The organism is Polaribacter sp. IC066, from assembly GCF_007997085.1.
In the GTDB taxonomy this organism is placed as follows: Bacteria; Bacteroidota; Bacteroidia; order Flavobacteriales; family Flavobacteriaceae; genus Polaribacter.
The window spans coordinates 92,901-118,146 of sequence record NZ_VORR01000005.1; the positions used below are offsets into that span (position 1 = coordinate 92,901).

Annotated in this window: 23 protein-coding genes, 3 tRNA genes and 1 pseudogene; 24 read left to right on the top strand and 3 right to left on the bottom strand. The window is 30.1% G+C overall.

Translation table 11 applies throughout. The annotated features are described in order from the left end of the window. Position 1: 1 nt before the first annotated feature. Complete coding sequence (locus ES044_RS02715) at positions 2–1,177, bottom strand: acetyl-CoA C-acyltransferase (protein ID WP_147117880.1); 1,176 nt, start codon at positions 1,175–1,177, stop codon at positions 2–4. Positions 1,178–1,317: 140 nt separating this feature from the next. Between ES044_RS02715 and ES044_RS02720 the strand changes: the two genes are divergently transcribed. The 6 genes from ES044_RS02720 to ES044_RS02745 all read left to right on the top strand — a co-directional run bounded on the left by ES044_RS02720 (position 1,318) and on the right by ES044_RS02745 (position 6,088). Then, on the top strand, positions 1,318–3,381 hold the full coding sequence (locus tag ES044_RS02720; RefSeq protein ID WP_147117879.1) for an HD family phosphohydrolase: 2,064 nt from the start codon (positions 1,318–1,320) through the stop codon (positions 3,379–3,381). 100 nt (positions 3,382–3,481) lie between these two features. Further along, a tRNA-Ser gene (locus tag ES044_RS02725) sits at positions 3,482–3,565 on the top strand. 66 nt (positions 3,566–3,631) lie between these two features. Next, positions 3,632–3,706, top strand: a tRNA-Pro gene (locus ES044_RS02730). Between the two features lie 30 nt (positions 3,707–3,736). Next, positions 3,737–3,810 (top strand) — tRNA-Arg (locus ES044_RS02735). Positions 3,811–4,004: 194 nt separating this feature from the next. Then, entirely contained in the window at positions 4,005–5,195 is a 1,191-nt protein-coding gene (locus ES044_RS02740; RefSeq protein ID WP_147117878.1) for a site-specific integrase, read from the top strand. Between the two features lie 176 nt (positions 5,196–5,371). Continuing rightward, positions 5,372–6,088 carry a hypothetical protein gene (locus ES044_RS02745; protein ID WP_147117877.1) on the top strand — a complete coding sequence of 239 codons (717 nt, stop codon included), beginning with the start codon at positions 5,372–5,374 and terminating at the stop codon, positions 6,086–6,088. 130 nt (positions 6,089–6,218) lie between these two features. Here ES044_RS02745 and ES044_RS02750 read toward each other — a convergent pair whose 3' ends face one another. Further along, on the bottom strand, positions 6,219–6,488 hold the full coding sequence (locus ES044_RS02750; protein WP_317132300.1) for a helix-turn-helix transcriptional regulator: 270 nt from the start codon (positions 6,486–6,488) through the stop codon (positions 6,219–6,221). A gap of 37 nt (positions 6,489–6,525) precedes the next feature. On the opposite strand from ES044_RS02750, the gene ES044_RS02755 reads away from it, so the two are divergent. From ES044_RS02755 to ES044_RS02845, 18 genes and pseudogenes are all read left to right on the top strand, one after another. Then, positions 6,526–7,332, top strand: a complete 807-nt coding sequence (locus ES044_RS02755) for an RHS repeat domain-containing protein (RefSeq protein ID WP_147117875.1) — start codon at positions 6,526–6,528, stop codon at positions 7,330–7,332. Between the two features lie 56 nt (positions 7,333–7,388). Next, entirely contained in the window at positions 7,389–7,778 is a 390-nt protein-coding gene (locus tag ES044_RS02760; RefSeq protein WP_147117874.1) for a hypothetical protein, read from the top strand. Between the two features lie 305 nt (positions 7,779–8,083). Beyond that, positions 8,084–8,524: a hypothetical protein gene (locus ES044_RS02765; RefSeq protein WP_147117873.1), complete on the top strand. Its 441-nt coding sequence runs from the start codon at positions 8,084–8,086 to the stop codon at positions 8,522–8,524. Positions 8,525–8,781: 257 nt separating this feature from the next. Next, complete coding sequence (locus tag ES044_RS02770) at positions 8,782–9,204, top strand: hypothetical protein (RefSeq protein WP_147117872.1); 423 nt, start codon at positions 8,782–8,784, stop codon at positions 9,202–9,204. A 5-nt stretch (positions 9,205–9,209) separates the two neighbouring features. Then, the gene (locus tag ES044_RS02775) at positions 9,210–9,728 is read left to right on the top strand and encodes a hypothetical protein (protein WP_147117871.1); all 519 of its coding nucleotides are present in this window, start codon (positions 9,210–9,212) and stop codon (positions 9,726–9,728) included. 52 nt (positions 9,729–9,780) lie between these two features. Next, complete coding sequence (locus ES044_RS02780) at positions 9,781–10,800, top strand: hypothetical protein (RefSeq protein ID WP_147117870.1); 1,020 nt, start codon at positions 9,781–9,783, stop codon at positions 10,798–10,800. Between the two features lie 184 nt (positions 10,801–10,984). Then, complete coding sequence (locus tag ES044_RS02785; RefSeq protein ID WP_147117869.1) at positions 10,985–11,329, top strand: hypothetical protein; 345 nt, start codon at positions 10,985–10,987, stop codon at positions 11,327–11,329. 115 nt (positions 11,330–11,444) lie between these two features. After that, the gene (locus ES044_RS02790; protein ID WP_223269096.1) at positions 11,445–11,624 is read left to right on the top strand and encodes a hypothetical protein; all 180 of its coding nucleotides are present in this window, start codon (positions 11,445–11,447) and stop codon (positions 11,622–11,624) included. Next, positions 11,596–12,093 (top strand): restriction endonuclease subunit S, encoded by a 498-nt coding sequence (locus tag ES044_RS02795; RefSeq protein WP_147117868.1) that lies wholly within the window; start codon positions 11,596–11,598, stop codon positions 12,091–12,093. Before ES044_RS02790 ends, ES044_RS02795 begins: the two co-directional genes overlap by 29 nt. 123 nt (positions 12,094–12,216) lie before the next feature. After that, entirely contained in the window at positions 12,217–12,639 is a 423-nt protein-coding gene (locus tag ES044_RS02800; RefSeq protein WP_147117867.1) for an endonuclease domain-containing protein, read from the top strand. Positions 12,640–12,819: 180 nt separating this feature from the next. Continuing rightward, on the top strand, positions 12,820–14,214 hold the full coding sequence (locus ES044_RS02805; RefSeq protein ID WP_147117866.1) for an RNA-binding domain-containing protein: 1,395 nt from the start codon (positions 12,820–12,822) through the stop codon (positions 14,212–14,214). Between the two features lie 35 nt (positions 14,215–14,249). After that, positions 14,250–17,738 carry a DEAD/DEAH box helicase family protein gene (locus ES044_RS02810; protein WP_147117865.1) on the top strand — a complete coding sequence of 1,163 codons (3,489 nt, stop codon included), beginning with the start codon at positions 14,250–14,252 and terminating at the stop codon, positions 17,736–17,738. Between the two features lie 73 nt (positions 17,739–17,811). Beyond that, positions 17,812–18,303, top strand: a complete 492-nt coding sequence (locus ES044_RS02815; RefSeq protein WP_147117864.1) for a GIY-YIG nuclease family protein — start codon at positions 17,812–17,814, stop codon at positions 18,301–18,303. A gap of 45 nt (positions 18,304–18,348) precedes the next feature. Next, complete coding sequence (locus ES044_RS02820) at positions 18,349–19,476, top strand: AAA family ATPase (RefSeq protein WP_147117863.1); 1,128 nt, start codon at positions 18,349–18,351, stop codon at positions 19,474–19,476. A 12-nt stretch (positions 19,477–19,488) separates the two neighbouring features. Beyond that, positions 19,489–20,028, top strand: coding sequence for a DUF3696 domain-containing protein (locus ES044_RS02825; protein WP_223269099.1), 540 nt, complete (start codon positions 19,489–19,491; stop codon positions 20,026–20,028). A gap of 1 nt (position 20,029) precedes the next feature. Further along, entirely contained in the window at positions 20,030–21,013 is a 984-nt protein-coding gene (locus ES044_RS02830; RefSeq protein WP_147117861.1) for a hypothetical protein, read from the top strand. Positions 21,014–21,973: 960 nt separating this feature from the next. Then, positions 21,974–23,201 (top strand): annotated as a pseudogene (locus ES044_RS02840) (IS3 family transposase). A gap of 261 nt (positions 23,202–23,462) precedes the next feature. Beyond that, a complete protein-coding gene (locus ES044_RS02845; protein WP_147117860.1) occupies positions 23,463–23,660 on the top strand; it encodes a hypothetical protein in 198 nt (65 codons plus the stop codon). Positions 23,661–24,027: 367 nt separating this feature from the next. Here the strand turns inward: ES044_RS02845 and ES044_RS02850 are convergent, their stop codons facing one another. Continuing rightward, positions 24,028–24,999: an HNH endonuclease gene (locus ES044_RS02850; protein WP_147117859.1), complete on the bottom strand. Its 972-nt coding sequence runs from the start codon at positions 24,997–24,999 to the stop codon at positions 24,028–24,030. Positions 25,000–25,246: the final 247 nt, after the last annotated feature.

The following is a 25,246-nucleotide window of genomic DNA, read 5'->3' on the forward strand; positions in this document are numbered from 1 at the left end:
GTTAAATTTTTTCTATCACAATTGCACTTGCACCACCGCCACCATTACAAATAGCAGCTGCACCAATTTTTGCATTATTTTGTTTTAGAATAGAGGTTAACGCAATTACAATTCTAGCCCCAGAAACCCCTAACGGATGGCCTAAAGATACAGCACCCCCATTTACGTTAACATTTTTATCAGTAATATTTAAGATTTTCATATTTGCTAAACCAACAATAGAAAAAGCCTCGTTTAACTCAAAATAATCTACATCATCCATAGAAATATTTGCTTTTGCCAAAGCTTTTGGTAATGCTTTAGACGGCGCAGTGGTAAACCATTTTGGTTCGTGAGCGGCATCTGCATAACTTACTATTTTTGCAAGAGGCGTAAGATTTAATTCTTTTGCTTTATCCGCAGACATTAAAACTAAAGCAGCGCCACCATCATTTATAGTCGATGCGTTTGCAGCTGTTACCGTTCCGTCTTTTGTAAAAGCAGCTCTTAAAGTAGATATTCTATCCATCTTTACATTTTTAAACTCCTCGTCTTCAGAAAAGATAACAGGTTCTCCTCTTCTTTGCGGAATTGAAACAGGTACAATTTCATCAGCAAATTTACCTTCGCTCCAAGCTTTTTCAGATCTTTTGTAAGACTGAATTGCAAATGCATCTTGATCTTCTCTAGAAAAGCCATATTCAGTAGCACATTCATCAGCACAAACCCCCATGGCAACTTTGTCATACGCATCTACCAGACCATCTTTTTGCATTCCGTCTTCTAAAGTTATCGGACCAAATTTAGAACCGTTTCTTGCATATTGATAATGAGGAATCATACTCATGTTTTCCATACCACCAGCAACCACAACATCAGCATCTCCCAAAGCAATTGTTTGAGCCGCTAACATAATTGCTTTCATACCAGAAGCACATACTTTGTTTACAGTTGTGCATGGAACCGAGTCAGGAATACCAGCATAAATTGCAGCTTGTCTTGCAGGTGCTTGTCCTAAACCCGCAGAAACCACATTGCCCATAAAAACTTCTTGCACTAAATTAGGATTTAAATTAATTTTGTCTAAAGCTCCTTTTATGGCTGTTGCTCCTAAAATTGTTGCAGGTATACTTGATAAGCTACCCATAAAACTTCCAATTGGAGTTCTTGCTACTGATACAATTACTACGTCTTTCATGCTATAAATTTAAGTATGTTCTTCTCTTTAATATGGGTGCTAAAATAACCATTTTAAATCAAAAAGAAATCTTATTATAATTGTAATTTTTTGTGTTCGCATTTTTACTGTAAGTTTGTGTGCTTAACAACGTTTTTTTCATGAGTGAGTTTGTAAATAAAATCTACAGAAACAATACAATTATCTACAAGGTGATTTTGTTTTTAATTACCACAGTTGCTATTGTCTATTTATTTCCGAAAGGAGGTCAATTTAAGTATGATTTTAACAATGGTCAGCTTTGGAAGTATGACAATTTATACGCAACCTTTGATTTTGCGATTCAAAAAACAGCCGAAGAAATTTTTTTAGAGAAGAAAGAAATTAAAACAAATACAAAATTGTACTTTTTATATGACACCGAATTGGTGTCTAAAGTAAATGAAACCTTTAAAAATAGAATAGGACTTTTAAAAGCCAATGATTCTTTAACGTTTGATGCTATTAATAGGCTTAAAAGTGTTGGTGAAAGCGTTATAAAAAAAGTTTATACACCTGGTTTTTTAGCGGTAACAAGTGAGAATAGAGTTTCTAGCACTAATGAAATTATAGCGTTAAAAAAAGACAATGAGGTGCAAGATGTTTTGTTTAAAAGTCTGCTAACTTCTAAAGATGTTTTAACGATTATTAATTCTAATTTAGGCAAAGAACCATATTCATTAGGGCAAAAATCACTCTTAAATATTTTAGCGAGCATTATAAAACCAAATATTTCTTACGATAAAGTATTTACAGATAAGGTAGTCGAAAATGAAATTAATCGCATTTCATATACGCAAGGAAAAGTTACCGAAGGCGAATTAATTATCTTAAAAGGAGGCATTGTTGAAGGCAAGAAATTAGCAATTTTAAACTCCTTAAAAAGTGAATCTGAATCTAAAGTATGGACAGATTCAAATTATAATTGGATTGTTTTTGGATACACAATTTTAGTGTCATTGGCCTTGCTGATGTTATTGTTATTTCTGCATAAATATCGATTTGAAACTTTCGAAAATAATAATAAAGTTACTTTTATATTCTTTAATGTCTTTGCTATTATTTTTATTCAAACTTTAGTGATCAAATATAATTCAGATTATTTATATATTGTTCCTTTAAGTATTCTTCCTATTATTATAAAAGCTTTTTTCGATGCACGTTTAGGATTGTTTACGCATGTTTTAACAGTGTTGCTTTTAGGGTATATTGTACCAAATAGTTTCGAGTTTATTTATCTGCATATTATTGCGGGTATTGTAACCATACTAACCGTTTCTGAACTGTATAAAAGAGCCAATCTGTTTATTTCTGTTGCTCAAATTACAGGGATTTATATGATTACGTACTTTGCATTTTCGATAATAAAGGAAGGCAATCCATCTCAAATAAATGGCGATTATTTTTGGTTGTTTGCAGCAAACGGCGCACTTTCATTCTTATCAATTATTTTAATTTATATTTATGAAAAGGTTTTTGGTTTAGTGTCTGATGTGACACTTTTAGAGTTGTCTAACACCAACACAAAGCTTTTAAGAGAGCTTAATGAAAAAGCCCCAGGAACGTTTCAACACTCTATGCAAGTTGCTAATTTAGCAGAAGCTGCAGCAAATGAGATTGGTGCAAACTCGATGCTTGTAAGAACTGGTGCTTTGTATCACGACATTGGTAAAATGTTAAACCCTATGTATTTTATAGAAAATCAATCTACAGGCGTAAACCCGCACAACGATTTATCACCCAGAGATAGTTCTAAAATTATTACAGATCATGTGATAAAAGGAGTAGAGTTGGCTAAAAAAAATAAGTTACCAGATAGAATTATCGATTTTATAAGAACACATCACGGAACGAGTACAGCGTATTATTTTTACAAAAAAGAACAAGAATTAAATCCTGATTCTTTGATCGATATTAAAAAATTTCAATATCAAGGGCCTATTCCTTTTTCTAAAGAAACCGCTATTTTAATGATGTGTGATGCTGCAGAGGCTGCCTCAAAGAGTATAAAAAACCCTACGGCATTGTTAATTAACGCTTTAATTGATAAAATTATTGATAAACAAATGGCAGATAATCAATTTTTGAATTCAGATATTACTTTTAGAGAGATCAAAGTGATTAAAAAAGTGATCAAGAAAAAATTGATGAACATATATCATTTGCGGGTAGAATATCCTGAATAAAAAAAATACAGAAAAAAGTTAAAAACAACTTGCAGAATTGTAATTGTAATAGTACATTTGCACTCGCAATTTTAAACAATTGCAATGAAGTTCAAAAACCGGAGAGGTGCCAGAGTGGTAATGGAGCAGATTGCTAATCTGTCGACGGGTAACTGTCGCCAGGGTTCGAGTCCCTGTCTCTCCGCAAATTTTTTACAATTTTAAAATTGTTTATCTAGTTTAGATATCCATTTTATAAGCTACATATTTTCGGGGTGTAGCGTAGCCCGGTTATCGCGCCTCGTTTGGGACGAGGAGGTCGCAGGTTCGAATCCTGCCACCCCGACATAGTTGTACGTAGCAACTTTAAAACTACGGGCTCTTAGCTCAGCTGGATAGAGCACCTCCCTTCTAAGGAGGCGGTCGCAGGTTCGAATCCTGCAGGGCTCACTTAAAGCTTCACAGAAATGTGAGGCTTTTTTGTTGTTTGTATATTTCATAAGGGTTTGCAGTCTTTTTTATATTTCACTTCAGTATTATTTCAATTAATTTATTAATCAAATTTCACCTTTTTAGGTGCACAATCGGGTACACCATTTTTACTTCAGGTACACCAAAAAAACTACAAAAAACTACAAAATATTATGAATAATTATAAACTATCAATATTGTTCTTATTACAAAAAGTAAGAATTAACAAACAGGGAAAATGCCCTATTAGATGCAGGATAACATACTTTAAAACAAGAAAAATATTCTCTACGGGGTTATTTATCAATCCAGATAATTGGGATAGTGGTAAACAAAAAGCTTCTCCACCAAACACTGAAAACACCATTTTAAACAACAAACTAAGCCTTATTCATCAACAGATAGATAAGGCTTTTTTAATGCTTCAAATTCTGCCTAATGATTTTGATGTAGATGATATCTATAGGAAGTATAAAGGAGAAGATTCTAAAGAGGAAATTACCATTTTAGGAGCGTATGATTTACATAATGATAAGACTAAAAAACTGATTGGTATAGATTTTAATGAATTGTCTTGGAGCAGATATTTAGAGAGCAGGAGGAAATTAGCTTTATTTATCAGTAAATTCTACAAAAGAAAAGATGTGAGATTGAAAGATTTGGACTTAAAATTTATTCAAGATTTAGAATATTTCTTTAAAACGGTATTGAAATTAAAACAGGCAACCGTTTATAGAAGCATCCAAAGAGTAAAGAAAATAATTCAGTTTGCTATTTCAGAGAACTATCTAAAAAAAGATCCTTTCCATCTATATAAGAATAAGAAGTATAAAACTGTAATTGTTTATTTAACAGATGAGGAACTAACAATTTTAGAGAAGCATACTTTTAGTCAAATTAGGCTACAACAAGTAAAGGATCTGTTTGTTTTCTGCTGTTATACAGGATTGGCATATACAGAAATGACAACTTTGAAAACTAATAATATAGAAATTGGATTTGATGGAAATGAATGGATTCAGATGATTAGAAAGAAAACAAATAGAAAAATATCAGTTCCAGTACTACCAAAAGCAAAAGAGATTTTAGAGAAGTATGATAATGAATTACCTAGCATTAGTAATCAGAAATTCAACTCCTATTTGAAGGAGATTTCAGAGCTTTTAAGCATAGATAAAAAACTAACTCACCACACTGCTAGAAAGACTTTTGCAACGACTGTATTGCTATTTAATGACGTACCAATGGAAATTGTTTCAGAACTATTAGGTCATACTAATATGAATGTTACACAAGCTCATTATGGGAAAATTGTGAAGAAAAAAGTGAGTGAACAAATGAATATATTAAAAAATAAGTTGTGATTATGGAAAACCGTACATATTTAAGTAAAAAAAATTATAAATTTCCATTTTATAAAATATGTACTGCGGATTGTGTTTCTGCTTAAAGTAAATTTAGAGGGTTTCGTTATTAAAGAAAGAAAAAAATAAATTCTGTTAGATTAAAACTAATTATTATAATATAAAATATGAAAAATATGAAAAACATTAAAATTATTACACTTTGTTTATGCGTCTTGTTTTCTTTTAAATCTCAAGCTCAAAAAAATAATGGAATTGTTGCTGCAGTTGCTGGTATAGCAGCTGTTGGAACTGCAATTGCTATTAACTCTCAAATGAAAGAAATGGCAGAATTGAAAGCAACAGAATGGATTCTGGGAGAGTATTCAGAGTTTACAAGTTTTTCTTTAAAAACACTTGACTTTGATGCAAAAAAAAAGAAGGATGCCTCTGCAGTATCTATTGTAACTTATAAAGTACAACTTTTTAAACCCGCTGATAAAGTAGAATTAAACGGAAAAAAATATGTTCTATTTGCTTTTTTAAGTGATGGATGGATAAATCAAAATGGTATAGATTTTAATAGATTTATATGGCATTTAGTTGATGAATCCGAGTGGATCAATATGATGACTTCTTATGTCAAAGTTTCTTCAGATGAGAAAAACATTGGAACAATACAGAAGACTTTAAAAGAAGGTAAAATTGTTAATAAAGGAGTCAGGGTTAAGAGTAAACTTGTTTTGCCATTTTATAAGTTAGAAGGAGATATGTATGTAGTGACAGATTATTCTGATATGATGAAAATTATATACAACGAGAAATCTCTAGGTATTTATTTAAAAAAAACAAGAAATTTAGTGCAAATAGGTAGGGATGATATTATTGAAATTCATGATTTTTTAGTTGATTAATCAATAAAATATTTATCATGTTTTTATGACTACTCAATTAGCAAATAAATAAAAAACACCAGTTCTATAGTGAGGTGGTGAAATTGCTTTGAGAAAGAAAAAGAAAATTCTTTCTTTTTTAATGTGGTTATTAAAAACCAAATAAATCTTTTACCTCAATATTTAAAGCTTTTGCTAAAACAAATAAAGTTGAAATTGTAGTATTTATCTCTCCTCTTTCAATTCTACCAATTTGTGATATAGATATATCGCAGTCATTTGCTAAATCTTCTTGAGAAAGATTAGCTTCATTACGGAGCATTTTTAGGTTTATACCAAATGCTTTTATGAATTTTTTATTCTTGACTTTTATCACTGGGTAAAAGTCAATAAACAATACACAATACATTAACGCATACATGCGTTATAGTTATTATATGTACTAAAAAAAATAAATTATGAAAAATAGACTTTTATTATCAGTATTACTTTGTCTAACTTTACTAACCTCTTGCGGAGGTAATAATGAAGAAGACAACCTAGGAGACTTGCCAAATGTTGAAAAATTAATAACACAAGTTACAGTGCAGAATCCTGAATTTCCAGATTATTACAACCCAGACACATTTATATATGAAAACGGAAAACTTATAAAAGCATGGTTTTATGGTCAATCTGGTGCTTTAAGTGAATTTGAATATGGTGCAAATGGAAAAATAGAAACTGTTTATCAAAAAGAAAGTGTTAGTTATTCAGATATAGATATCTCTATAAAAACGACAGGTCAAATAACAAAACAAATTTATAACGGGGATGGAAATTTAATTTCTATTACTGATAATGCAGGAAAAGTTCTTTGTAGCCTCGATTATGATTCAAGCGGAAGGTTCTATAAAGTAGATGTTAAAGATTATTTGATTGGAAAACAAGAAACTTATATTTATTCCGATTTTGATACAAATGGGAATCCTAGAAAAATGAATGATCCAGTTACTATTACTTATGATAATAAGGTAAACCCAATCTATATATTATTTAAAAAATTTGGTCTCTTTAATGTAGAAATGGGTAATTCTTTAGAAGGAAGCCGGAGTGGACTTTATTTTTCTCCAAACAATATAAAAGAAATAATAGATGCGGATGATAGTAGCGAAATATTCTTTAGTGCAATCTATTCTTATGATTCAGATGGTTACCCTATTTCTAGTAGTTTTAATGTTGATGGAGGTGTAAGTTATAGTGGTGTTGAAATATTTGATTATTAAATTTAATTTTTAAACTTTATCCATATTATGGGACTGGACATTTAAATTCAAGAAAAATGGAAATTATAGAACTTAAGGAATTAACACTATTCGAATTAGTTATGGAATTTGAAAAAATTTTGAAACAGCGATCGGAAACAACTTACAGAAAATACAAAGAGTCTAAATTATCAAAAAGTAATGAATATTATATTTTAATAGACTTAAAAAAATGGAATACCCAATCAAAAGAGTTGTTATTAAAGTCTTCTATGGTTGGTATTCTTAACTATTATTTTAATATAAGTACAAATAAAGCTCTAAATGTTGGAGGTTTCAATGGTGTAATGGAAGTTGTAAATGGTCGAGAAGCTTTCTTTCTCTATATAAAATCAATAAAGTGGATACCATTAGAAATTTTAGAAAAAATTAGTGTTCAAGGAGTGAGTTTTACAGAATTTAGATAATATAAATACAAGTTGTTAATTTCAAAAGGCAGATTAAGTTTCATACTTAATAAATGTCATTTTATCCGCTAGCTTAATTAAAGTACTGGTTAAAATATTCAAGTTATAAAAGTCATTAAAATTAATTTAAAACACTGTTGTTTTACAAATAAAATCAAGAATTTATCAGAAACTTAGAATGTATATTTAAAACTACGTAAACATTTTAACAAATTGTAAATATGAAACTACAATTTTATTCAAATTGTAATTCAATAAGCCGAATAGTTAAAAGTAGAGTTATTATAACGTTAAAATAAAAAATAATGCCAACAGATTTTAGATTAATCAAACCCATTAAAAGATTTAGTGATTACTATCAAAAAAACTTTTATGTAGTTCCTTGTGAAATATTAGAGATGTTGGGGGAAAGAAGATTTAATGGAGAATATGTCAAACTTAAAGTTTTAAACCCAAATTCAGGAGATTTAATCTTTGTTAAAGGCTTAATATATGATAAGACCTTGGAGATGATTAAGGAGCTAGGGGCATTAGAATTGCCTTTTTTAACTCAATGTTGTATTTATAAAGGATGTAATATTTATAATGGGAATGAAAATTTTGATTTAATAGTTTATGGTATGTTTAACGCTGATATATTGGAAAGAATTTTTGGAATTGATGAGGATGGTTTTTTAACCGATGAGCAAATGAATGAAGTTTTTAATAACCATTATAAGGACTTAATAGAATGGTTTAATAGTTAACTCTAAAAGATTAAATTATTTTTATGTTTAAAAATTAAATAATCTAGAATGTCTAGTTCTTAATGCTTCTGATCTTTTTTAACTGTTGTGACTGAAGTATTCACAGTGTAAAATATGAGTAATTATTTATACTTATGAAAAGGGTTTACAAGAGGTTTAAGGGAGGAATTATTGAAAGTTTTAGATAAAACTGAATTAGAAATAACAATTGAAAAGACTTATAATGAATTTACAAATCAAATTTTAAATTAGAAAAAATGATAATAATATTGGTGGTATTGATAGTAGGATTTTTTGTGATAATGGCATTAATTAATAACTCCAAGGATAATGACGATTTAAAGAATAAAGCTTTAGAAGAAAAGTTTAAGGTAATCGTAAACCATCTTACTAATTATGCCTTTGATGATAATTACATTGTTAAACCAGAAGGTAAGAGGCATCTTTTTCTTTTACATTCTCAAGGAAATAATCATAAGATAGAATTATTGTATAACCAAGGAGTTCTTTCAATAATTTGGAAATATAAGTATTTACAAAAAGAGCTAACGTATAAAAAACATCTGAATAATGTGAGGAATTTAAGTTTGATTGAGCAAAATAAAATTGGACAATCTATAGTAGGTTTGATGAACTTAAGGATTCAAGAATTTCAAGCAAGCGTGTGGGGTGAAAATTAATTAAAATGAAAATCAATTTAAAAACAAAGTCAATTTACACAGATAATGGAGAGTTAATAAAAAAACTAAATTGTAAACACAACATTACTGAAAATGATTTAAAAGAAGAAAACAAAGCTATAATAGGTAATTGTATTCATTGTTTAAAAGGGGTTTATAAAACTGAAAATTTAACTGATGAGAAGTTAAAAAATCTCGTTAAGAAGAATCCAAGTATTTGTTTTTATATAAAGAGAAATCAAGCTAATGTTTCTAGAATAGAAATAGGAGAGTTGTTATATTTTAAAAATATTTCAGGAGCTACAACTATACAATGTTTTGATTGTGGTTTTGAATCAAAATCATTTATAACTAATTTAAGAACTGAATCTAATAAACCTTGCCAATGTCAAGAATGTGGTGAGATTTATGAAAATTTAAAGGAAGCTACTTGTTCACATAAAAATATTTCTGCTATCGAGCCTATTTTCTGTAAAAAGTGTAATTCTACAAATGTCAAAATTGGTGAACTTATTATGGGATAAAAAAATATTTATTACATAACTTTTTTATCATTAGAACCTATAAAATTAAATTATGAAAGAAATAGCATTAATAACATTACTGATATTTTTTTTTTCTTGTAAGAGAGAAAACTCTGCTATTAAATTACCTCTAAACTCTGCTACCTTATTATTAGAAAAGAGAGGGTTTAACAGAAGTATATATAAAAGCTCATCTAAAAATATTGATATTATTAATGGGTTTAGGGGATTGAAATTAAGTATGGAAAAAGACTCATTGTACCTGGAAGATTGGAATCTAAATAATTATTCTTTAGATATTAATTACTTTAATAAAAAAGTTGCAGTTTACTTTGATGGTAAAGCTTTTAAAGGTGAAGTTTATCTTACTTTTTATTTAAGTAAACTAGTTATGATAGATATTGAGCTTGATGATTATAATGTTTTAAGTACAATTAGATATTCAGTTGATGAAGCAAGAAATACATTAATTAAACCAAAATTAATGGATTTGTTCTATAATTTATTTGGTGCACCTATTGAAAATTATGACAATTATTTAGTAAGTGAAAAAAAGCTAGAGACACTTCAAAAACTTCCTTTGAAATATTCCTTTTTTAATAAAGATATGGACGAAAATTTTGAACAAGTTGAGAAAACATTAATAAGTTTTCCAAAAGGAGTCTTTATAAAACAACCGTATGAATTAATTACAAGAAAAGTTATTTATTCTGAATTAAAAAATAAAAATACAAATAATAGATTTGTCGGAGCTGATGTATTTTATAAATTTATTAATAATAAGGGTAATAATGCTTTATATACTTATAGCGGAAATTTAAATAAATTAAAATTGCTTGTTCAAAATAATTTTGAAAGAATAGACACTCCCGAAAGAGGCTCTAATGTTTATTATAAATTAAAAAATATTAAGACACAAATTAAAGTTTATAATAAAAAATTAGTTAAGAAATATATTTTAAGTAAAAAGAAGCAAGAATCAATTAATTTTCTTGAACAAGAGAGAAAATTTAAAGAAAGAGAAATGGTTGAAGATTCTTTAAAATTGAAAAAATCATTAGAAAATTTTTAAATTTCAAGCGATCTGCTAATCTTGTTAATTTCAATATCACGCTTGAGGTAAAAAAATTATTTTTTCAAAATTTTTTAACATTTTTTCCATAGTAAAAGCGAGTTAATCTAACATCAGCCCCCACTCACCTTGAGTTTTGCCGGGTATCCGGTGCTAATTAATAATCTTTAAAATTTAAGAAACTATGGTAAAAATTGTAGGATTTAAGACCTTTGAAAGAAAAGATGGGTCAGAGTTTTGTGCATTAATTGTACAAGGAGGAATTGAAGCTGTGAAAAGCAAAGAAACAGGAAAAACTTATTTTACAGTAAGAAAAGTAAATGTCCCTTGTACATTTGATGAAGTTACATGTGAAAGTTTAATTGGTTCAGACTTTCCTGGGAGTATTCAAAAAGTTGAGGTTGCACCATATGAATATGTAGTTCCAGAAACAGGAGAGGTGGTTACGCTTAAACATAGTTATCAATATGTAACTGAAGAAGAAAGCGTTGTTAACGACAATGTTGTAAAAAAAGAATTGGTTTTATAGTCAATTAAAGTATCAGATATAAATTAAGAGTTTACAGAAATGTAAGCTCTTTTTTTATGTCTTTTTTTATGGGAGAATCTCATAAAGTAAATTATAAACAATAATATTTAAAATTATGCAATTACAAAAAGCACAAAGACATCAAGTTAAATTAAGATTAGGATTGTCAGGAGCAAGTGGATTTGGTAAAACTTATTCAGCATTATTATTAGCATTTGGAATTACAGAAGATTGGACTAAAGTTGCTGTTATTGAATTACGCGCTAATGGTCAGAACCACAGATTTAGAAAATAATAATTTTGAACAAGGGGTAAATTATATTTCTGAAACAGCATATAAGTTTTTAAGCAAGTCAAAAGTTTATGGTGGTGAAATTATAATGAATAAGATTGGGAGTGCAGGGAAAATTTATTTAATGCCTTGTTTAAAGCGTCCAGTATCTTTAGGCATGAATGCGTTTATGTTGCGCCTTAACGAAAATATGAATACTTTATTTGCTTATTTCTATTTAACAACCAAATTTGGTGTATGGCAAATTAGTAAAAGAGTGAAAGGTGCTGTAACTAAAACTATTAGAAAAGACGCCGTTAGAGCAATTCCAATAATAGTTCCACCAATAAACCTCCAAAACCAATTCGCAGAAAAAATAGGGTTAATAGAGCAACAAAAAAAGTTAGCCAAACAAGAATTGCAAGAAAGTGAAGATTTGTTTAATTGCCTGTTACAAAAAGCATTTAAAGGAGAGCTTTTTTCACATCCGTAAGCCATTCCCCTCTTCGGAGGGGTGGTCGCAGACCGGGGTGGGCATTATAAGAAAACAGAAACAGTATCATCACACACCCCGCCCTTTGGGCACCCCTCTTGAGAGGGGAGTTAAAAAATAAAGATGAAGACAGAAATTATAACTCGTATAAACGGCATCCCTATTTACAGGAGAGCAATTGGTATTTTGCCTAAAAATAAGTCCTTACAAAGTAGGGCGAGGGCATTAAGAAAAGCAGGAGTTTTGTCGGAAGTTATTTTTTGGTTACAGGTAAAAAACAATTTATTTCATCACATAGATTTTGATCGTCAAAGGATTATTGGAAATTTTATTGTCGATTTTTACATTAAATCTTTAGGATTAATTATAGAAATAGATGGATCTAGTCATAATAACAAAGAAGAATATGATAAGAAAAGGGAGGTTTATTTAACATGTTTAGGGCTTTTAATGTATCGTATTTCAGACACGCGTGTAAAATACGATTTAAATAACGTATTAGAAGAATTAGAAGTTTTTATTTGTGAAAAATTTTCACATCCGTAAGCCATTCCCCTCTTCGGAGGAGTGGTCGCAGACTGGGGTGGGCATTATAAGAAAACAGAAACAGTATCATCACACACCCCGCCCTTTGGGCACCCCTCTCAAGAGGGGAGTTAAAAAATAAAGATGAAGACAGAAAATAAATTAAAAATAAATAAACTTACATTAGTATCTTTATAAATTATGACAGAAACCAAACTACAAGAACTATTAGAGAAAGGCGAAGGCACTCAAATTGAGTTTAAGGCGGCAAGTATAGGTCTTAACAAAGATGCGTTCGATTCTGTTTGTGGTTTTTTAAATCGTAGTGGTGGGCATCTTATTTTAGGTATTAGTGATGGGAATAAAAGCATTTCCGGCGTTCAAGAAAATCAAGTACAAAATATACTAGATAATATTGTAAGCAGCGCCAATAATCCAGATCGCTTAAATCCGCCGTATTATCTATCGCCAGAAGTTTTAGAAGTGCATGGTAAAAAGCTAATTATAGTTTATGTACCAGAAAGTTCTCAGGTACACGCTACACGAGGTAAAATTTTTGATCGCAGCCAAGATGGCGACTTTAATATTACCAGAAACAACGAACTCGTTGCACAATTATATTTGCGCAAACAAAATACTTATTCGGAAAATCAAGTATTTCCGTTTGTACAAGTATCAGATTTTAAGCCTTCTCTTTTTGATAAAGTAAGAGCTTTGGTTCGGAATATACAACCAAGACATCCTTGGTTAGCCATCGATAATGAAGAGTTACTGCGATCGGCAGGTTTGTTTAAACGAGATATGAAAACAGGTGCTGAAGGTTATACATTGGCGGCAGTGCTGTTATTTGGTTCTGATGAATGCATACAAAACGTCTTGGCACACCATAAAACAGATGCTATTCTTCGTGTAGAAAACACAGACCGTTATGATGATCGGGACGATATCCGCACCAATATTATAGAAAGTTATGAACGTTTAATGGCTTTTATTACAAAGCATTTACCCGAGAAGTTTACCATTATAAACGGACAACGAATTAATTTACGAGACAACCTGTTTCGGGAAATTATTGGTAATTTATTGGTGCACAGAGAATACACAAATCCTTTTCCTGCAAAATTAATTATTGAAGCAGCTCAAGTTCGCACCGAAAATTGGAATAAGCCACAAGGAAACGGTGCAATAGATCCAACTAATTTTTCGCCTTATCCTAAAAACCCTGTTATTGCCAAATTTTTTAAAGAAATTGGCTGGGTAGATGAATTAGGTTCTGGTATACGCAACACGTATAAGTATTTGGAGTTTTATACGCCAGGTGCAGTGCCTAGTTTTACAGAAGGTGATGTATTTAAAATTGTAATTCCTATTGATAAAACTGTGGAAGAAACTGTGGAAGAAACTGTGGAAGAAACTGTGGAAGAATTATTAAGACTCTTTAGAAGTGATTCAAAATTAACCGTTAGCAAGATAGAAAAGCAGATAGGTTTAAGTAGGCGTGGGATTGAGTATCATATAGCAAATCTAAAAAAAGAAGGCAAATTGAAGCGCATAGGTTCAACAAAATCTGGGTATTGGGAAGTTATTGATAAATAATAAAAAAAAGGTGTAAAATAAATAGAGCAGCGCAAATGGAGTCAAACTTTCAATTTTTAGCAAAAGAATTTCCAGTCTTTTATGACAGAGCTCATAAAGCAGAACAATTGGTTATTACAGATCCACGAGCATCATTATTCTATGCACGTATGGCGCTAGAAGTTGCTGTAAACTGGATGTATGTAAACGATGATGAACTAGAGTTGCCCTATGAAAAAGGATTGCATAATTTGTTATTGCAAATAGCATTTAAAGAACAGTTTAACCATAGCATGTATAACGAGTTACATGTTATAAAAAAAACAGGCAATCTTGCAGCACATAACAATCCTGTAACAGATGTAGATTCAAATATTATTATAGAACATCTATTCTATTTTTCTAAGTGGTTTTCTAAATCTTATGCGCAAATAGAATCAGGTTTGTTGGGTTTGTTTGATTTTAACTTTATTCCACAAAAAGGAGATAGTACACTTTCGAGAAAACAAATAAAAGCTCTGCAAACTCAATTTGATGGTGAGCTGAATACCTACCAAGCGCAATTAAAAATAAAAGAAGAAGAAAAGCAACTACTCGCGGCTGAAAATGAACTTTTTAGAAAGCAAATAGAAGCTTTAAATGCGCAGATAGAAAACAATAAAGTTGAAGCAAATGTAGAAGATGAGGTTCATCACCATCGAAATGAGGTTGAAACCAGAAAATACCTAATCGATGTTGCTTTACGAGAAGCAGGTTGGGATTTAAAAGGCGTAAATGATAAAGAATATAAAGTGCAGTTTATGCCAAAAGCTACAAATGCTTCAGAAACGGGTTATGTAGATTATGTATTATGGGATGATGATGGTTTACCACTAGCGTTAGTTGAAGCAAAAAGAACGTTAGAAAGTGCAAGCAAAGGAGAAAATCAAGCACAATTATATGCAGATAGTTTAGAAAAAATGCATGGTCGTCGTCCAATTATGTATTACAGTAATGGGTATGAAATATATTTATGGGATGATCAGTTTTATAAACAATCAAGAATCGTACATGGTTTTTATACCAAATCAGAATTACAGACGGCAATGTTTCGTCGCACGCATCGTAAAGACATTCGCACGGCACCTATAGACACAGAAATCTCTGGGCGTTCTTACCAAATGCGCTCTATTAAAAGTATTGCTGAGCATTATGCAGGAACAGATAAAAGTGATGGAAAGTTAATAGGGACGAATCGTGGAGCGCTTTTGGTACTTGCAACAGGCACAGGAAAGACGCGCACAGCGATTGCGTTTTCAAAATTACTATTAGCGTGTAATTGGGCAAAACGTATTCTGTTTCTTGCGGATAGAATAAGTCTTGTAGAGCAGGCAAAACGAAATTTTGTTAAATTTCTTCCAGAGCACTCAAGTGTGAATCTTTTGGAGGAAAAAGACAATCCAGATGCTCGAATTGCTTTTTCGACCTATAAAACGATGATGGGCTTAATAGATCGTAGTCGAGAGGAAGAAGCTCGGTTTTATGGGGTAGGTCATTTTGATTTAATCATAGTAGATGAGGCTCACCGTTCTATTTATAAAAAGTATCAAGCTATTTTTGAATATTTCGATTCTTTGTTTTTAGGTTTAACAGCTACACCAATAGATTATATAGATAGAAACACATACCAAATATTCGGCCTGCCAGACAAATCACCTACTGACGCTTATACGTTTGAAGAAGCAGTAAAAAATAAACATTTAACACCTTATAAAACGATTGATCTTCCAACAAAATTCTTACTGGAAGGAATCAAATATGACGAACTTTCAGAGGAAGAAAAAGAAGAGTTTGAAGAAGAAATATTAGATGGTGAGGAGGCAACTGGTAATGAATGGATTGCTTCGTCAGAATTAAATAAGTGGTTATTTAATAAGCCTACAGCCATAGAAACACTGCGTTATATACTAAAAAATGGTATTAAAAAACGAGGTGGTGAAGAGTTAGGGAAGACCATTATTTTTGCTAAAAATAGAAAACATGCACAATTCCTTAAAGACACTTTTATGGAATTAGATAAAGAGCAGTTTGGCAATGATTACGTGAAAGTAATAGTTCACAATGAACCAAAAGCAAAAGAGTTTATCAATCGTTTTTGTGACGAAGAAAAAGAACGTTTGCCACAAATAGCCATTTCTGTAGATATGATGGATACAGGAATTGATGCACCAAGTTGCGTGAATTTAGTTTTCTATAAACCTGTAAAATCATATGCTAAATTTTGGCAGATGAAAGGCAGAGGTTCTCGATTACGTCCAAATTTATTTGGTCCTGGCGAAGACAAAACACATTTCTTGATTTTTGATCTCTGTCAAAATTTTGAGTTTTTTAAGGAGAATCCAGAAGGCATAGAACCGAGCTCACAAAAAAGTTTGACAGAAATTTTGTTTGGCTTACGCTTGCGGCTTGCAGAGTATTTAAAAAGTGATCAGTTTAAAGACAATAAAGCGCTTCAAGAATTCAAAACCGAATTAGTTGATGGCTTACATCGAGATATTGCAACTTTAGATTTAAAGAGATTCGATGTGAAAATGAAACTCCAGATTGTACACGAATTTGGCAATGAGAACCGTGAAATATGGAATCATTTATCGAAGCGAGATATAAAACGTATTGAAGATAATTTAGCTCCAATTGTAAAACCACAAAAAGGAGATACGGACTTGGCGAGATATTATGATAAACTGCTATTTACGTTAATTACAAAAAGGCTTGAAACACCAAATAGAGAAGAGTACACAAATAGCTTTATAGTTCCTATTAGTAAAGTTGTGAGCACATCAAATAAACTTTTAAAGAAGACAACAATACCAGCCGTTAAATTAAAAGAGTCCCTGATTAAACTGCCATTAGAAGAAGATTTCTGGAAAATAGATGGCATTGCACATTTAGAAAAATTAAGAAAGGGAGTCCGTCAATTAGTAAAGTATATAGATCCAGTAGATCAGCGATACGTTACGACAGATTTTGCAGATTATATTTTAGAGGATAAAATAAAGGAAGGTGGTTTTTCAAACGAAGCAGGTACTGGGTATATTCCATCACCATTTCAAAATAATGTATTCCGTTTAGAACAACTGATACGCGAAAACGCAAACCATATCACGATAGCGAGAATTAGAAAAGGTGAGACTATTACAAAAAAAGAACTTCAAGTATTAGAAGAGATACTGTTTAAAGGAGGCATAGATAAAGAAGCTATCGAAAAAGAGTTAGGCTCACAGTTTAGTCTAGTAAAATTTATTATTTCATTAATGGGTTTAAGTCCCGAAAAAGTAGATGCTGCTTTCGCTAATTTCATCAATGAATATAAATTAAATGCTGTGCAAATTGAGTTTTTAGATATCATTAAAAAGTTCTTAACTACTAACGGTGAAATAGAACCCAGTAAATTATACGATTCTCCTTTTAAAAATTATCACAATATGGGAATTGATGGTGTTTTTAGTGTGCAGCAAGCTGATAGAATTTTTAAAATTGTAGAAGAATTTAATCAAGTGAATTAACTAATTTAAGTATGCAGTTAGATTGCACACATGTAAAATATATTTGCACTATTAATATTAAAAATAGAAGATAATGATAGCAATAGCAAAGTTGAAAAAAGTTGATCCGAATGCCAATAATTTAAAAGCGATTATACCTAAAGCAAAAGGGATTTATTTTTGGTGCACAAAGGATACAGATAAAGTAGTTTATATAGGCACCGGCTCTGGTGTAAATGGTCTTTACAATAGAATTGTAAGACAGCATTTAAACCCCAAATACATCGAATACAGAGAAGAAAAGCAGAGTGTAAAAGATTTCTTCCAACAAGAGCACCCGATTATTAAAGAAGTAAAAGGAGTGTTAAAAGCCGGAATTGACCAAAGTGCTTTTAGAAAAAATATTGGACGTACATATAATATAAAACCAGGTGAAGATACAGTTGCATACATAAAAGACAACTTATATTTAAAACTTCATGAACTTGAAGATAAAGAAGAGTTAATGTTGCTTGAAAAAGAATTGATACAAATACACCAACCTGTTTTAAATATCAGCCATAAATATAAAATTTCAAATCGCTAATCATAAGTGTTCTTTTTGAAGTAATCGCGTAAAAAAATAGCCAAAATGATTAAGAAAATAGGAATAGAAAATTTTAGAGTTTTTAAAGAGTTAACGGAGTTTGAGTTGGCGCCAATTACTGTTTTAACAGGAACTAATAATTCTGGGAAGAGTTCCTTTTTAAAAATGATGAATCTTTTGCAACAAAGCGTTAAAGACATTGGTAGTCTTAATGTTTTAAATTTTATTGAGGGAAATCACAACTTGGGAACCTTCGAAAACGCTGTTAATTGGGACAATGATAAGGAGAATATAACACTTGTAGTTGATTTTCCTTTAGATTACTTTGATGAAGATTTTAAGCTAGAACTTGTCTATCGAAGAATGGGAGAGGTGGGTTTTATTAAATCTTATAAAATTTTCAATAAGCATAGGAGTTTTTTAGTAATTGATGACATAGCACTTGATCGCACGGATTCAAATTATCAAACCTTTATAAATGACGAATCTGCTTTATACTATAATTTTTCATTTGATTTAAAATACATTAAAAAGTTTGTTTTTCAAGAAAAAATGAAGAATAATACGATTTCAGATGATGCGATTAAAACAGCTAACGATTTTCTTTTTTATACCTACAGATTTAAAGAAAAAGAAGAATGGGTTAATATTAATATAAATGAATTTATAGACTTAAGAGATGATTTACTTTTGGTAGAACGCACTATAAATCAGGCTAAAGCTCCTTGCAATAGTTTTTTTTTAAAGAGTAAGCGGAGTGATTTGTTTTCGGATTGTTTTGATAATATAGATGAGCCTTTATATAATTGGAAGTATGAAAATTGTCTAAACGAAAATTTGTCAGAATTATTCAAAAGTGAACTATTGAATAGAGAGAGTGAATCTAATTTTTTCGATGATAACATTTCTATAAATATTGAAGCAGAAAATTTAGATATTTTTAGAAAGTTGGTCATTGATAATATTCAAAACAGCCTTGATAAACTCAAATATTCTTTAACAAACGTAGATTTTATTTCGGCACAAAGAGGTAATTCTAATGGAGAGATTGAAGAGATTGCAAAAGCATATAATAGTGCTCAATTAGATACTGCACATCCTTTTATTATTAACTCTTTAGAATTATTAAGCATTAAAGGAGCATTAAAAATTGATAGAAATAAAGGCAGGTAGACAACAGTTTCTATCTTTCATAATGATAAAAATACTGATACTGCTGATTTAGGGTATGGGTATTCGCAAGTACTACCAATACTACTTAAAATTGTTCTTTCTGCACAACTGAATGAAACCAATAAATCAGCAATTATAGATGAGGCAATAAGTAAATCTCCTTCATTTATGTCCTATATTGATAGTCTAAAACCAACTCTTGTTATAGAAGAACCCGAAGCTAATTTACACCCAAACTTACAAGCAAAATTAGCAGATGTTTTCGTTTTAGCAAACAAAACATTCGGTACACATTTTATTTTAGAAACACATAGTGAATACTTAATACGAAAGCTTCAATACTTGTCGGCAAAAAATGAAATTACGCAAGATGATGCTGTAATTTATTATTTTAATGCTGATGAGTATGTGAATGAAAATGAACCAAAAGTAAAAGAAATTAAAATTAATGAATTTGGTGGGCTTTCAGATAGTTTTGGTCCAGGTTTTTATGATGAAGCAACCAATTTAAAGTTTGAGTTAATGAAGTTGAACAAGTCTCAAAGCAATTAATATGGAACTATATATTGAAAAAGAATTTCTTGATAATTTTGAGGCTGCTTACATTAACGAGCTTATTCAAAAAACAGTAAAAGAAATATTTATTGGGTATGGTGAAAAAAGAGTTTTTATAGATTACAACGTAGAAAATTTTGAAAAACTAGATGCAGAAAATGAGTTTTTTGCCCTAATCAGTAACATTATACCGCCAACACCTGTAAACTCGATCAAAGAACATTTATTTTCCAACTCAGACTTCAGTCAAACGATTGTTTTTACAAATGAACAGGAAGATTGGTTTGTAGATGCAGAAAATAAAGGGGCATTGTGTTTTTGCTTTGATAATTACCAAGAAAAAATAAATAAAATTATTGATAAACTACATTTTGAAATTGACCTTAGCGAAACATTTAAAGGTTGGGGTTTTTTAACTGAGTACTCCAATTTAAGATATAACCAAATAACAATTATTGATAAATACATTTTATCTGGTGACGATATTAAAAAGGTAGAAGAGAATATTATTCCGATTTTAAAAAAAATGAAGCAGAACAATAATAAATTGAATGTTTCATTTTTAACCAGAAAACTCGTTGCTCGAAATTTAGAGCATTTACCCGAAAAAATAAAGGAGAGAGCTAAAAAAAGATGTAAGTTTATTTCATCTGAAACAAAGCTGCCTTTAACTGACATAAGAATCATATTGTTAGACAATGAGCTTAATTTTGATTTTCATGATCGAATAATACAAACTAATTTTAGTATGTTGGAGAGTGGAAAAGGATTTATCCTTGAGGGGGTAAATCCTTCAAATTCAGTTATTAGGTCAGAAACAATCTTTAAAAAATTCACATACAATAGATTAAAAAATATTAGAAAAAGAGTCAAAATTTGTACTGAAAAGCAATACAAAAAACAAGAAAACTATGAAATCCGGAAAAATACGGGGACATTTCCTGATCCTGAATTTTATATGTTTCCATTTTCAACTAAATAGTTAATAGCTTACTAAATTAGACCTTTTTAGAGTACTTTTAATTTTGATAAAAAAAATCGTCTAATTACATTGTACACAAGCAAAATATATTTGCATAGTTCTTTGAAAAGCTTGCTTTAAATTATTGATTTGTGCCAACTGGAAATTAAACCTATTTACTATTACCGATCGGTTGGTGTCTCAACGATTATACGCCAACTAGAATTCAGATTCAGCGACAAATGTTGCTTCAGTTATTTAACTTTTTAAAGTTATTTTTAGGCGTTATTTATTTAAAGTTTTATTTTAAGCCTATATCTTTTGAGTTTTCAGAATTGTCTATAAGTGATGATATACTGCTATTGGAGTGACTATAAAAAGATGTTTAGTTACATAAGTTGAGCTTTACTATTCCAACCCTTTTTTAAAATACTATTAGGTGGGTTTTTAGTGAGTATTATTGATGTTTTAGTTGGTTTGAGCCTTCTTGCTGCACTATTTAAAAACAGAAAGGAAACTTCAGTTTAAAGTTAGAACCTATGAAAAAACATTTTACTTGTTTTAATAATATGGTTATTAGTTAATTGCAAGAATAGTAAAGTTTACGGTACTAATTGAAATTAAATTATACTGAACTTTAAAAATGAAAATAACTAGAATTTTTATCAATTATTACTTTTTGTAAAATACACTTTTACTAAACGAACCAGTAAACTGCTTTATTTTTAGATGCATTCTTATTTGAAGATGTTTTTTAAAAATGAATCGCTTATTTTTTTAATCAACTAGAAACAACTTACATCCAAAGACTATTTTAAAAAGTAATGTATGATCACTTAATTATCTAAATTAAGATAACAATGAGTGTTTCTTCCGCTTCCGCTAACAATGAATGCGCTAATTGATGCCAGAAATTTTAAATTGGAGTGTTTACCTTTGATGTGACGATTTTTATGAGCTTATTAATTTTATAGTTGAGGTATGGCAAAAAAGTATGACAATGAATTTAAAGTTATAATCGTAGAACTATTAAATTCCGGTATTAAAACAAAACAAGTTAGTGAGGATTATGACTTAAGGCTTAGCCTGGTTGGGCGTTAGAAACGAGAATACAAGTTGAAATCTGGAGATTTTTCCAAAAAAAAAGGAAATGTATCTAGAAGCTCAAGAGCTGAATGCGCTAAAAAAGGAATTAAAGAATGTAACGATGGAACGTGACATCTTAAAAAAGGCGGTAATCAAACAACCCGAAAACGATATTTTCTCCTCTTAATATCAAATCTTCAAGAGCAACTTATAAGATATCAATTCATTTTAGAAAATGTGAATATATCCAGTTGAAAAGATATGTAGATCTATGAAAGTTTGTAAAACACTTACTATAATTGGTTTAAGAACAAATATATTGTGTTTTTAAAAACACCAACAGCACATCGAAAAGAGAGAATTAAAATCGTCTTTGAAGATAACCGAGAAATTTATGGTAGCTGTAGGGTTCAAAAAAACTGGAAAGGGAAAACCTGTTTTACTCCCAATCTTATATAAGATTACTAATGAAAGAAATGGGTTTAAGAAGTGTTCTAAAAAGAAAATTTGTGATTACAACAAACGCTAACCACCAACACTTAATTGCTAAAAATAAATTAAATAAAGAGTTTTCTAGCCTGAAGTTAGGAAAAAAATGGGTATCTGATATCACCTATATTCGAGTGAATGACGATTGGAGTTATCTAACAACCATCATAGATCTTGCTGATAGAAAAGTTGTTGAATGGTCTTTAAGTGAAGATATGACAACTCAAAATACCGTAATGAAAGCTTGGATTAAAGCTCGAAAAACAAGAAGTATTAGCAATAAATTTATTTTTCATTCTGATAGAGGTGTCCAGTATGCATCAAACAAAATGACTAATCTCTGTAACTTTAACCTTAAAATAACTCAAAGTATGAGCAGGAAAGATTTGGTGTTAAGAACAAAAGCGCAGCTTTTAATAAAAAAGGAATGCTGTAGCTAAAAGCTTTTTTTAAAACAATCAAATACGAATGGCTATATCGATTTAAATTCACCTCGGATAACCAATTATATAACTCTATACAAGGCTATATGCATTGGTATAATACAACAAGATTACATGCTAGTTCAGGATATCTCTCACCCCTAGAAATGGAAATAAAATTGAAAGGAATTATTAAAAAAATAGCTTCATAAAATAGTCACAAATTTATTAGGTAGTTCATTTTTTGTTGTCTGTAAGTTTTGTGATTAAGATAAGTTGTACAAAATTATCTCTTTAAAGGTTATTGAAAAACAGCATAAAGTTATTAATAATGCCTTTTTTGTATTAATTTCGCGTCCGAATAAGTAAAGTTGTTTTTTGCGGAAATTTTAAGCCGTTGGTGATACTCAGCTCTAGTGATTTGGTAGTAAGAGTGCGAGTAAAAGTTCAAGCAATCCATTTTAAAAATAGTTATGTCTACAAATAACATAAAGTCAAGTATGAAAAAAAATAACGAACAAAAGGAGTTTGTATTTGCAGTGGCTGCAATTTTCTTCTCTGTCATCTTTTTAATCACATTATTTTATTTCAAGTATTCGAATGAAAATAATACGATAGATTCAAAAGAAAAGCAACAAGAGGCAGTTAGTCATGTTGGTACTAAAAACTAATTTAAAGTGGCCGTTGAGTAAAGTTGTTAAGGGTGTAGAAAATTATTCCTGTTATATTTAGATTCAGAAGAGCATCAATTTAAAAGATTAATGAGTACTTTTTATAAACTTAAAGCCTTTTAGAAATTTGAGAGTTTTATCATAATACTATTAAAGCTTCACCGAAATGTGAGGCTTTTTGTTGCTAGTAGCAGCCAGGTTTTTTATATTTATTCTAATTAATCTATTAATTAAATGATTCCTTTTACGCTAAAGCAATTTTTACAATTATCAATAGTATACAAACTTATAAAATGGAAATTGTACACTTTAAAGTAAGTGATAAAAAGAAAATTTAAAAAAAAGAACTTAATCTTAAAAAGCAACATCAAATTATAAACCTTTCTTTGTTGTGCCATGTTAAGTACTCACGGGAGGGATACCAAGATGCTTTTTCTGGCAGCATTATTTTCTTACCGTTAAATTGTGATAAAGAAAAGGTAGAATTATTCTCTTTTACAAATGGTGAAATTTCAACAATATACTCTTTATTAATAGTTAGTAAACCTCGGTCAAATGCCCTATGTAAATTTGGGGATAATGAGATTCCATTCGGAATTGTATCGTCATTAGAAATACTAAAAGGAACTATGTGGCAAGCATCAATCATTTGGGCGTTTGTAGAGGACTCAATTTTCATTCCTGAAATACAGCAACTATCATTATAAATTTTAGGAATTGTTTTTTTGAATAAACCACCTCTAATAAAAAGTTCTTGCTCAAACTTATCATTATCTAAAGAAGCTCTTAATACACTTAACGTAGTTTGATATTCTAGTTTTTCTTCATTTAAAATCTGATTTTCTATTTTTAATTCCTCTGTATTTATTTGATTAAAATTTGCTTTTGTATTTGGGAAGTAATCCCTTAATAGCGTTTCAGTGAAAAAAGCCCTGTTTATAGGGTCTTGTAATAGTTTGAATAAATATTTATCAATTTCTGCAAAGGCTATTGTTTCTCTTAAGTTTTTGAAGCTTTTAATACTTTTAGATTTGGTTAGCTTTAATTTCATGGATGGCGCTGTGACTAAAATCCAAAATGATTCACTTCGCATATGAAAAAAAGGAAGTGAGAAATTAGAAATATGTTTTGTTTCTACTAACATTTTCCAATTGTTGTTAAAAGAAAGAAGTAAATCAGGTGTAATAAAAATTCTATTTGAGTTGATACTTCCTTTCTCTATTTGTTGCATTACAGAAAGCAGAAGAATAGGTTTGTGAGGAGCTTTTCCTAGACCTTTACTAAAACCTCTATTTAAAGTCTTAAAAGCTTTTGTGTATTTTGATAGTATTTCGGTCATTTTTAGAAAAAAAAACACCACTTCTATAGAGAGGTGGTGAAATTGCTATGAAAAAGAAAAAGAATTTCTTCTTACTCAAAGGTATGAAATTTTATTTATCTATAAGTTTACAGGGCAAACTCATACTTTGACACTAAGTACTTTTAATAAATATTTTTCATTCCAAGCAGCTTTAAGTCTTTTACCAGGAATTCCCTGTTTTTCTGATGTTTCATTTCTTAATAAGTTCAGAGCTATTTTTAAAAGA